This window comes from Psychrobacter sp. Ps4 (assembly GCF_022129285.1).
In the GTDB taxonomy this organism is placed as follows: Bacteria; Pseudomonadota; Gammaproteobacteria; order Pseudomonadales; family Moraxellaceae; genus Psychrobacter; species Psychrobacter immobilis_A.
Genome location: NZ_JADQAK010000003.1, coordinates 198,006 through 208,906 on the forward strand (window position 1 = coordinate 198,006; position 10,901 = coordinate 208,906).

Consider the following 10,901-nt stretch of genomic DNA (forward strand, 5'->3'; position numbering starts at 1 on the left):
TTTATCGCATTTTTACCACCAATTGAAATTAAGGATGATTACAATGGCAGATTTATTTGACAACCCAATGAGCCTGAATGGGTTTGATTTTGTTGAATTCGCCTCGCCTCAACCGGATGCGGTCGACGCATTGTTCAAACAGCTTGGCTTTGCCCATGTCGCCAATCATCGCTCAAAAGATGTGGCGCTATACCGTCAAGGTGATATCAATCTTATTCTAAATCGTGAACCAAAAAGCGAAGCCAGCTATTTCGTTGAAGAGCATGGTGCTGGCGCTTGTAGCATGGGTTTTCGTGTGCAGAATTCCAAAAAAGCTTATGAGCGTGCCATCGAAATGGGCGCGCAGCCAGTAGACGTACCCACTGGTGTGATGGAGCTGCGCCTGCCTGCTATCAAGGGTATCGGTGGCTCACTGATTTATCTCATCGATCGTTATAAAGATGGTGAGTCTATTTATGACGTCGATTTCGAGTTTTTTGCTGATGTAGACCGTCGTCCTGTCGGGCATGGTTTTAAAGTCATCGACCATTTAACCCATAACGTTTACCGTGGTCGCATGGCTTATTGGGCAAACTTTTATGAGCGCATCTTTAACTTCCGCGAAATCCGCTTTTTTGACATCAAAGGTGAATATACGGGTTTGACCAGTAAAGCCATGACAGCGCCTGATGGCAAAATCCGTATTCCATTGAACGAAGAGTCAAAGCAGGGCGGCGGTCAAATTGAAGAATACTTGATGCATTTCAACGGTGAAGGTATTCAGCATATTGCTTTGGCCAGCGATGATTTGTTTGCCAGCATCGATAAATTAAAAGCAGCGGGTATCCCGCTCATGACCGCTCCAACCGCGACTTACTATGAAATGCTGAGTGAGCGTCTACCCAATCATGGCGAAAATGTCTCTGAGCTACAGATGCGCGGTATCTTGTTAGATGGCACCACTGAAGGCGGCACACCGCGTCTGCTGTTACAGATCTTCTCTGAAACTATCTTAGGTAGCCCGGTCTTCTTCGAGTTTATCCAGCGTAAAGGTGATTACGAAGATGGCTTTGGCGAAGGTAATTTCAAAGCCCTATTTGAATCCATCGAGCGCGATCAAGTCCGTCGTGGCACGGTTGGTCAGCCAGAAACTGAAACACCGTAAGCGCCCCTACCTTTAGGGAAAAATCCATAAAATAAACGGGCAGGGCAAAAGGAGTTTGTCTTGTCCCTAATAACCACTGCGCTCTGTAATGCCGTGTGTTCAATGCGATGACTGAGCTATGGTTCAGTCATGATTGAAAACGACTAGCAAAATTAAGAGTGCCATTCAGAGTGCCAATGGCAATAAAAGGAATACAGGCATGGAACGCCTACCACATACGAATTCTGTTAATAAAGCTATCGGTACCAACAGCGTTGCTTGCAAAACGCTAGGCACTGATGCTGCCAGTCACGATGATTCTGCTCATAAAAAGCAGGATTCTATGCCTAAAAAACAACCTTACGTGTCGCATCAGCCAGATAGCTATGGTCATATTCACTATAGTGATGATGAAAATGGTATGTGGCAGGCATTGCTTGAGCGTCAAGCCGAGCAAATACCTAACCGTGCCTGCCCAGCCTATCTAGACGGTTTAAAAAAGCTGAATTTGCCCGCTACGCGTATTCCGCAGTTGCATGATATTGATGAGGTATTGCAAGCTACGACTGGCTGGCAAACTGCCGCTGTCCCTGCATTAATCAGTTTTGGTAAGTTTTTTAAATTGCTTGCCAATAAATCCTTTCCGGTGGCAACTTTTATCCGTCGATTTGATGATATGGACTATATCGAAGAGCCTGATATTTTTCATGAAATCGTTGGACATTGTCCGCTTTTGACCCATCCTGCCTTTGCGATGTTCAATGAAACTTATGGCAAGCTGGGTCTTAATGCCACTAAAGAAGAACGGTGGTTTTTGGCACGGCTCTATTGGTTTACCATCGAGTTTGGTTTGGTGGGACAAAATAAAGGCAGTCGCCGAATCTATGGCGGAGGCATCTTAAGCTCACCGTCTGAGACGGTTTATGCACTCAATGCTGGTTCTGAGCAGCAAGCAGAACCTCAGCATCAACCGCAAAATCAACCAGAGCACCGAGCGTTTGACTTACTTGATGTGTTGCGTACCCCTTATCGTATCGATCATATCCAGCCGATTTATTATGTCATTGATGATTTGGATACATTATTTGATATCGTCAATAGCGATATCATGGGAATGGTCAAACAAGCCATGTCGCTAGGATTGTTCGAGCCTAGTTATGCAGTAAAAAACGCCTAATGCATGGTTAAGACAAACGGCATCATTTGAATGATGTAGTCGTAAATGACAGCGTCAACATGGACGTAACGGTATTAAACGTAACAGTATTAAAAAAATGAATAGTTAACATAAAAGGACATTATAATGACGACATTATCACAAGCCAGCTGTGAGGCCTGCCGCATTGGCGCGCCAACGGTCAGCGACATCGAAACACAAGAGCTATTACAGCAAATTCCAGATTGGTCATTGATCGAGGTTGATGGCATCAAGCAATTACAACGTCAATATAAATTCAAAAACTTCGTCAAGGCGATGGAGTTTGCCAACCAATTAGCAGACATCGCCGAAGCAGAAGGGCATCATCCTGGCATATTGGTAGAGTGGGGCAAGGTGACGGTTACGTGGTGGTCACACAGCATTAAAGGTCTGCATCGCAATGATTTTGTCATGGCAGCTAAGACCGATAGTCTGCTGGATCAATAATGAGGGTAGCAATCGCTATTGCAACTCATTAAACTTGTCCGACTCAAAGCCAACCCTAACGCCAGATTTGACTGGCAAGCTAAGGATGTGTGATGCCTCCAAAAATATTAACCCAAATTTCACCTCAACTGGCATTTATGATTTCTGCCATTGTCATCGCTATTATGGGCGTTACCATGATAGGTTTTGGCTGGGTACCGCATTTATCATTGATACTCGCTATTTGTGTCTTGCTGGGCATTGGTCTGTTTAAAGGCTTGACCTTTGATGACATGCAAGCGCAAATGGCATCGGGTGTCATGCGTGGTATCGGTGCGATCTATCTATTCTTCTTTATTGGTTTGATGGTCGCCGCTTTAATGATGTCTGGTGCTATTCCAACGCTGATGTATTTTGGTTTTCAGTTGATTTCACCAGAGTATTATTACATTTCAGCCTTTGTACTGACCTCCATTATTGGTATTGCCTTGGGCAGTAGTTTGACCACCGCGGCGACATTGGGCGTGGCTTTTATTGGTATGAGTAATGCCTTTGATGCCAACGTGGCGATTGCGGCTGGTGCTGTGGTTTCAGGGGCGTTTTTCGGTGATAAAATGTCGCCGTTATCAGACACCTGTACCATTGCTTCATCGGTGGTGGGTATTGATTTGTTTGAGCATATTCGCAATATGATGTATACCACGGTACCAGCGTGGATACTCACGGTCATTATTTTTTGGTTTTTCTCTGGGCAGACCGCAGGCTCTGACTTGAGTCAAGTAACCGTATTGCAAGGTCAGTTGATTGAAAGTGGCTTGGTACATGGTTATGCGGTATTGCCATTTGTGGTACTGGTTGGGTTGGCGGTTTTTCGTGTCAATGCCATCTATACGATTATCTGTACCATTGTGGCAGCATTGATTATTACTTATTTGCACAGCTCGCCGAGTTTTGGACAATTAGGCGGCTATTTATTTGCAGGCTATGCACCAGCTGAATCGTTAGAGCTGGGTGAAGTCGGTGGTATGCTATCGCGCGGCGGTGTGCAGAGTATGTTCTTCACTCAAGCGATTGTGATATTGGCACTCAGTCTGGGTGGCTTGCTCACAGCATTGGGTATTTTGCCAGCACTGTTATCAGGGATTAAAGACACATTAACCACATCAGGGCGCGCCATATTTGCCGCTGCCATGTCTGCTCTGAGTATTAACGTGCTTATTGGCGAGCAGTATTTGAGTATTTTATTATCTGGTACTGCCTTTCGTCCGACGTTTGAGCGTTTGAATTTACATCCTAAGAATCTGTCTCGTACCATTGAAGATGCAGGTACGGTCATCAATCCTCTAGTGCCTTGGAGTGTGTGCGGCGTGTTTATCAGCCAAGCATTAGGCGTGCCCGTGCTTGATTATCTGCCTTATGCGTTCTTCTGTTATTTATCGCTGTTACTAACGATATTGTTTGGTTTTACGGGAATTACCATCAGCCGACTCAAGAGTCAGTGACCCGAAAAACTTTTGTCTCTAAACTCTGCATTAAAACGCTAGGGCTTGTGCCTTCTAAGACAACATAACAAGCCCTAGTTTTTATTTATACCTTTGCAATCATTTGAGACAAGCTGATAGGTGTTGAGTACGATATACCAGATTTGCAGCTCGCTAAGTTGAGTAGTAGGTGCTGTACAGGGGATTAAAAACGTTTGTTCAAGAGATTGAGCAGACGTTTTTTTGTGTCTTTTAATAATACTTGTACAGCCATCGCTTCGGCATAGATAGCCGTTACTGACGTTGGTACTAGATAGCTCTTTTGTGGTTAAAGAAATAAAAGAGACTAAAAACCCAATCAGCTTATCTCAACTCATCGAAGTGTTCTTCATTGATATGAGTAATGGTTTGTGCGAGTTCAAAAATGATTAAGGTGATAAAGAATTAGGCTTGCATTTAAGGGTTATGTGTCACAGATAAAAGAAAATGGGTCGTATATATACTTACAAGTAACAGCGAACGGGAATAAAAAGAATGGTATTTTAAGTTAATGATAATTGTTTTTATTATCGTTTACGAGTAAAATCAGTTTTTATTGGCTGTCCAATATAAATACAACGATTTAAATTAATGATGAGTACCGATATGTTATGTGCAAACCAATTGACCATCAGTCGCCAAGGAAATACCTTACTAGACAATGTAAGCTGTGAGATTGATACCAACCAATTGGTCGCTTTGGTTGGACATAATGGTTCAGGAAAATCGACTTTAATCAAAGCGTTGGCAGGCGAAATGATGAGTAATGGCGGTAGTATCAGCTTGGATGAGCGCCGTATCAGTGATTACAGTAACAAAGCGCTGGCGCGACAAATGGCATATTTGCCACAGCAACTACCAGAAGCCGCTGGGTTTTCAGTACGTGAGCTGGTCATGCTAGGACGTTATCCGCATCAAAAATGGCTGCAAAAGCCCAACCAAATGGACAAAGATAAAGTAATAGAAGCCATGCGCATCACCCAAACAGAGGCGTTCGCTGACCGAATTACGGCCACGCTTTCAGGTGGCGAGCGCGCTCGCGTTTGGCTTGCTATGTGTCTGGCACAAGACACCAGATATTTATTACTTGATGAGCCATTAGCCGCGCTTGATATGCACTATCAGCTTGAAGTTATCCAGCTTATACGTCGTTTGGTGGATGAGCAGGGCTTGAGTGTAGTGATTATTTTGCACGATATTAATTTGGCCGCGCAGTATGCCGATCGAGTTATCGCCTTAAAAAACGGTCGTATTTGCCATAACGGTGATATCGGCAGCACCATGCAACCGACAGTATTGCACAAGATTTTTAACGTCGATATGCAGCTGCTTAGTCATCCTATAACGGGGCAGCCAGTCGCCGTTGCCTAGTAGGGCATATCATCAATCTGAACGAAAATGAATAAGTAGGCTAAAAATGGTTAAATTTTTATGACCGTTTTTAAAATGAGGGCATGCCCTAGTATTTGCCTCATCTTTTTCATTTCTTATTTTCTCTTATTCGCGCAAAAGATAGGCCGCCATGTTTCCTGCTCTTTATAAATCTCTGTTCTCTTTAATAGCCATAAAATCTTTCATAAAACCTTTTACAAAAGCTGGCTCAAATCTCACTATCAGTAAATATAAGTGTTTGCCGCTCATAGCAAGCTTAACACTGACCACCGTGCTGACTGCCTGTCACCAACCAATAACGGCGCAAAAAGACGCTCAAGTGGGCAATGCAGATAACGCTAACATCAATATAGTCTCACCTGATTGGGGCAATGCGGCAACCTTGACCGCTATGGGTTACCCCCCGATAGCGACGGGTGATGTGAGGGTGTGGGACAGATGGGTAGGTACGCCTGAATTGCCAACCTCAATCATTGATTTGGGTATTCGCTATCAGCCTAATGCGGAATTGGTTGCCCAATTGCCTGTCGATTTGGTCGTCGATAACTTTTTTTATGAGCATGCCCGCAATCTCTATGGAGATGTGCCCTCTGAGTCGGTCATGTTCGCCGCTAAAGGTGATACCGCAACTTGGGCAGATTATACTGAGCCGACTCGTCAGTTGGGACAGCTAATTGATGAACCAGCCTTGGCTGAAAGCTATATTAAAAAAAGTCAGACAGATATCAAACTGGCAAGTGAGCGTCTGCATCAGCGCTATCCAAAAGTAAAGAGATTTGCCGTTGTGCAGTTTGCTGATGCCAATAACATGCGTATGTATGTCAAAAATAGTTTGTTTCAGCCCGTGCTAAGTCAGATGGGCAAAGGGCTTGATGTATTAGGCAAAGGCAATCAATGGGGGTTTGTCCCTATTCGAATGGGCGACTTGGCACAGCTGGACAATGAGACCTGCCTATTAATCATAGACCCGCTGAGTCCGATAACCCGAGCTGAGATTAAAGACAGTTTGGTTTGGCAGCGTCTAGGCTATGGCGACAAGCGTTGCGTGGGTGAGCTGCCACCCATATGGATTTATGGTGGCATGTCGTCACTGGTCGGCTTGGCAAATAATTTATCAACAGTGACATTAAAAGGTGGGGCAGCATCATGACTATTAATACTGCCGCACAGACTCATCACTCTCATACCAATAATACTACTGATTATGTCAAACCTATGACTTCACTTGCAGCGTCTCAGTCGCCCACATTGAAAACACCATCAGAGCAACACTCTAAGCTCATGCAAAAACCTCCCAATCCAGCACCAAAATTACCTCGGCAACCACCTTCGGTATTTGCGGATACATGGCGCATCTGGGCAGTAATGATTATCCTTGTGGTGTTGTCAGTATGGAGCACGTGGGCATTAATCGCTCAGGAATGGACACGCCCACTCAGTGATTTGTTTATTCCAAGCTCGCAATTGGATATCATCAGTCTTGCGACGCAGCTGCATATAGTGGCGACCAGTATAGTGGCGCTATTGGCAGGTGGTCTGCTTGGGGTTGTCAGTATTTTGCTACAGCAATTGGTCAAAAACCCATTGGCGTCAGACACCACATTGGGCGTCGGTGTTGGTGCGCAATTGGCCATGCTCATTGTGACCTTGTTTTTGCCAAGTTTAGCGATTTATGGCGGACTTTATGTGGCCTTTGTCGGCGCGCTTATTAGTATGGGACTGGTCTTTGTATTGTCAGCACCCAGTCGTTTTAATCCGCTCATTTTAATATTGGCAGGCTTGGTGGTAAACATTCTACTTGCCGCCGTTGCCAATGTTTTGGTGTTGTTTTTTGCTGAACGTAGTAATGGCATGCTGTCGTGGGCGGCGGGATTTTTGGCACAGAATAGCTGGCATACCAGTACGATGCTAGCGATAACGGCCGTCGTGATGGCGGTTGTCTGTCTACCCTTGTTAAAACCATTAACCTTGATGAGTCTCGATGACTCACAAGCCAAGCGCTTGGGCGTGCCGATTAACGGTATTCGTGCATTGGTAGTGCTTATTGTGGCGGTTGTTACCGCTTTGGTGGTCAGCGAAGTTGGTCTAATTGGTTTTATCGGTCTTGGCGCTGCCAGTCTGGTCAATGCGTTGGGGGTTGCTTCTATTAGCAAACGTCTGCTTGCAGCCTTTGTCTTAGGGGCGCTGCTTTTATGGCTGACTAGCAATGTTGCTTTATTACTCGAACCCATACTAAATATGCAAATTCCAGCAGGGGCGATGACGGGTATTCTTGGTGCACCACTGATTATTTGGCTGATTTTGCGTCAGCGCCGCGAGCGGATAGAAACAGTAACCCCGATGCTAACGGGCAAGCATGCACCTGTGGCATGGTGGCGCTGGGGTATTGGTGTGGTAATGATAATTATACTTGCCTGTGTTTTTGTCCAAGACGTCAGTGGCTGGGGACTAAGTACCGATTGGGCGATCACCCAGCAGTATCGGCTACCGCGCAGTTTGAGCGCTGCGGCAACAGGTCTGATGTTGGCCATCGCTGGTGTGTTATTGCAAACGCTCACCCGCAATCCGATGGCAAGTCCAGAAGTATTGGGTGTGAGCTCGGGCGCGGCGCTTGGGGTTATCTTAGGGTTTTTACTGCTACCAAGCTTAGGGCTATCTGCCGGAGCTGGTACTTTATTAATCTCAGGATTATCAGGAGCGATGGCTGTGTTATTGCTGGTTATTTGGCTAGCACGTAAGGTAAGTTTTGGCTATCTGTTGCTGGTCGGTATCGGTATTGCCGCGATGATGGATGGGGTGATGCACATGGTCAAGCTGTCTGGTGATCCACGCCTAGAAGCGATGCTTAGCTGGTTGTCTGGAACCACTTATAGCGCCCAGCCTAGTACCGTATGGTATCTTATCGGCATTGCTCTCATCTTATTTGCCCTCAGCTTACTCCTTATCAAACCCTTAAGAGTGCTTGGTTTGGGTACAGGGGTCGCTCGTAATTTAGGGGTGGCAGTGACACCAGTGACACTCGCGTTATTGGTGTTGGTGGCGGCGCTAAGTACTGCCAGTACGCTTGCGGTTGGGCCATTGAGCTTTATTGGTCTAATGGTGCCACATTTGGCGACGTCACTCGGTGCGGTAAGGCTTGAGCGCCAACTGCCATTAGCCGCTTTGTTAGGCGCAGGGGTGATGGTAGTAGCAGACTGGATTGGGCGTTATGTCATTTTCCCTTATGAGCTGCCTGCAGGCACGATTGCGGCTATCATTGGCGGCGCGTACTTTTTATGGCTGATTCGTAAAGTGCCAGTCGCAGTAAGTGGATAGTTTTTATGGGAAATTAATGACTGACGAATAACTATAATCAGCCATCATGATCAGTCATTAATACATACCGTCCAGCGCTTAAATAGCGCTATATCTTAAAATCACCAATGTTCGTCATATTCAGTAAGTCATTTGACATTGCTTTGAAGGGGCTTTAAGCTTTTTTATTCAAGTTCTTTTTTAATAAATGATCGAATATAAACGGACCAAGGGGTAAAAAGGATCCGAGTACCCCTGCTGGCATCGCCCAAAGCGGCATTTTTATTTTGGTGGTGGCTATCAACAGCATTAAAATATACGCGATGAACAATCCGCCATGAGCCATCCCTATGTAGGTGACCGCTTCTGCAATACCCATCATGTACTTTAGCGGCATGGCGATGCAAAGTAGTAATAAAAAGGACGTACCTTCCAAGTAACCCATGATCGTAAGAATCTTTAATACAGAGTTCTGATCTTTTGTGAGATGAGGTGTTTCTGTGATAGTTGTCTGAGCCTGCGACACTATATCTTCCTTTTGTTTATAATAAATAAGGTAAGGGTTTTTCAATGCCGCTATGATACTGGCTTTACTCAATGCTTTGAAGTATTAATTTTACCAACCCTTAATAGAGATCAGTAACGAAACTAAATGACTCTTGATGTCAGTGATTCTAAGGCTACCGAAAGGCTACTGATCTCGTTTTAACTGTGAAAAAATATATGACTGCTTACTTCCTTTCTTGTCTTTACTCTTTTCGTCGCTGTCCTTATGCCATGCGCGCGCGTCTCGGTCTGTTGTTTGCCGAGTTGCCAGTAGAGCTACGGGAGATCACCTTAAAAAACAAACCTGCGAAAATGCTAGCGATTAGCCCAAAAGGCACCGTGCCAGTTTTACAGCTCGCTGATGGTGTTGTGATTGAAGAGAGTCGGGAAATAATGGAGTGGGCGCTTGAACAGCAAGATCCACAAGAGCTGTTGAATCCTAAGACTTTGCATCAAGGTAATACGTTAATTGAGCAAAACGATCAGGAGTTTAAGTATTGGCTAGATCGCTATAAATATGCTGACCGTCATCTTGAAATGACCCAAACAGAATATCGGCAAAAAGGTGAAGCGTTTCTACAGATTTTAGAAGCACTGCTTACTAAAAATACTTATTTGCTAGGAGATAGTATGACCATTGCCGATATCGGTATTATGCCATTTGTCCGCCAATTTGCTCATGTAGATCGCGACGTTTTTTACAGTTTGCCTTATCCGAAGCTGCAAATATGGCTAAAAAACTGGCTAGCGCATCCATTATTTATACAAGCCATGATTAAGTTTCAACCTTGGCAAGATGGCGATGAGCCAGTGATTTTCCCTTCTTAGTAGAAGTAGCTCATTCATTTCTTTGTAAATATTTAATCAATCTATTTTAGATATGTCCAGCAACCACCCACTCGTCATTAAACAATCCCTAATGATGAGGGAGCTGTTTACCCTCATCATTTTGATAGACCTCAACAGTACTATTCTCAAAATAAATATCAATCTATGGCGGTTTGATAGCCGCTTTTCATAACCTTTGTATCAAAAGGGTTGAGTGTCTATTGTGTACACTTGTACTCTTAGGTTAGAATGAACATAAGTGTATCATTATATAAATATTCTTGAGTGAACTCAATTACGAATTGATTGGCATGGTTGTTAAAGTAACTTTTATACGAGTATGAATATAAGAGTGCGCAAACAACGAATCCAAGTGCCAATTATAGTGACGCCGATGGCTTTGCTTTTTATATGCGATAACCACTTAATTCACCCCTAATCCCAACATTTACGAAGGACTGTTTGAAATGTTAAAAAGTGCCATTAAAGAAACTGAATTAGAAAAAATCGATATCATATTATAGTCAGTTCAAAATAAAATTGTTATGTTTAGGACAAACATCATAAAACAATT

At 44.3% G+C, this 10,901-nt stretch carries 9 protein-coding genes; 8 read left to right on the forward strand and 1 reads right to left on the reverse strand.

All coding sequences use genetic code 11. The features are described from left to right. The first annotated feature begins 43 nt into the window (after positions 1 to 43). The 7 genes from hppD (at position 44) to fhuB (ending at position 8,974) form a co-directional block, all read left to right on the forward strand. Complete coding sequence (gene hppD, locus I3252_RS03445) at positions 44 to 1,144, forward strand: 4-hydroxyphenylpyruvate dioxygenase (protein WP_045447873.1); 1,101 nt, start codon at positions 44 to 46, stop codon at positions 1,142 to 1,144. 199 nt (positions 1,145 to 1,343) lie between these two features. Next, positions 1,344 to 2,300 carry a phenylalanine 4-monooxygenase gene (gene phhA / locus I3252_RS03450; RefSeq protein WP_238034227.1) on the forward strand — a complete coding sequence of 319 codons (957 nt, stop codon included), beginning with the start codon at positions 1,344 to 1,346 and terminating at the stop codon, positions 2,298 to 2,300. A gap of 126 nt (positions 2,301 to 2,426) precedes the next feature. After that, the gene (locus I3252_RS03455; RefSeq protein WP_198330810.1) at positions 2,427 to 2,768 is read left to right on the forward strand and encodes a 4a-hydroxytetrahydrobiopterin dehydratase; all 342 of its coding nucleotides are present in this window, start codon (positions 2,427 to 2,429) and stop codon (positions 2,766 to 2,768) included. Positions 2,769 to 2,860: 92 nt separating this feature from the next. Further along, complete coding sequence (gene nhaC, locus I3252_RS03460; RefSeq protein ID WP_055124079.1) at positions 2,861 to 4,249, forward strand: Na+/H+ antiporter NhaC; 1,389 nt, start codon at positions 2,861 to 2,863, stop codon at positions 4,247 to 4,249. A 624-nt stretch (positions 4,250 to 4,873) separates the two neighbouring features. Next, a complete protein-coding gene (locus I3252_RS03465; protein WP_238034240.1) occupies positions 4,874 to 5,638 on the forward strand; it encodes an ABC transporter ATP-binding protein in 765 nt (254 codons plus the stop codon). Between the two features lie 259 nt (positions 5,639 to 5,897). After that, complete coding sequence (locus I3252_RS03470) at positions 5,898 to 6,809, forward strand: ABC transporter substrate-binding protein (protein WP_238034228.1); 912 nt, start codon at positions 5,898 to 5,900, stop codon at positions 6,807 to 6,809. Continuing rightward, a complete protein-coding gene (fhuB, locus tag I3252_RS03475; RefSeq protein WP_238034229.1) occupies positions 6,806 to 8,974 on the forward strand; it encodes a Fe(3+)-hydroxamate ABC transporter permease FhuB in 2,169 nt (722 codons plus the stop codon). Before I3252_RS03470 ends, fhuB begins: the two co-directional genes overlap by 4 nt. A gap of 154 nt (positions 8,975 to 9,128) precedes the next feature. Here fhuB and I3252_RS03480 read toward each other — a convergent pair whose 3' ends face one another. Further along, on the reverse strand, positions 9,129 to 9,479 hold the full coding sequence (locus I3252_RS03480; protein WP_227689988.1) for a DUF3817 domain-containing protein: 351 nt from the start codon (positions 9,477 to 9,479) through the stop codon (positions 9,129 to 9,131). A 197-nt stretch (positions 9,480 to 9,676) separates the two neighbouring features. Here I3252_RS03480 and I3252_RS03485 point away from each other — a divergent pair, with 197 nt between their 5' ends. Then, on the forward strand, positions 9,677 to 10,327 hold the full coding sequence (locus I3252_RS03485) for a glutathione S-transferase (RefSeq protein WP_238034230.1): 651 nt from the start codon (positions 9,677 to 9,679) through the stop codon (positions 10,325 to 10,327). Positions 10,328 to 10,901 lie beyond the last annotated feature (574 nt).

What these genes read in the sequence shown, in the direction of transcription:
- hppD (WP_045447873.1), top strand. Translation starts at nt 44, where the DNA reads ATGGCAGATTTATTTGACAACCCAATGAGCCTGAATGGGTTTGATTTT.
- phhA (WP_238034227.1), top strand. Translation starts at nt 1,344, where the DNA reads ATGGAACGCCTACCACATACGAATTCTGTTAATAAAGCTATCGGTACC.
- I3252_RS03455 (WP_198330810.1), top strand. Translation starts at nt 2,427, where the DNA reads ATGACGACATTATCACAAGCCAGCTGTGAGGCCTGCCGCATTGGCGCG.
- nhaC (WP_055124079.1), top strand. Translation starts at nt 2,861, where the DNA reads ATGCCTCCAAAAATATTAACCCAAATTTCACCTCAACTGGCATTTATG.
- I3252_RS03465 (WP_238034240.1), top strand. Translation starts at nt 4,874, where the DNA reads ATGTTATGTGCAAACCAATTGACCATCAGTCGCCAAGGAAATACCTTA.
- fhuB (WP_238034229.1), top strand. Translation starts at nt 6,806, where the DNA reads ATGACTATTAATACTGCCGCACAGACTCATCACTCTCATACCAATAAT.
- I3252_RS03485 (WP_238034230.1), top strand. Translation starts at nt 9,677, where the DNA reads ATGACTGCTTACTTCCTTTCTTGTCTTTACTCTTTTCGTCGCTGTCCT.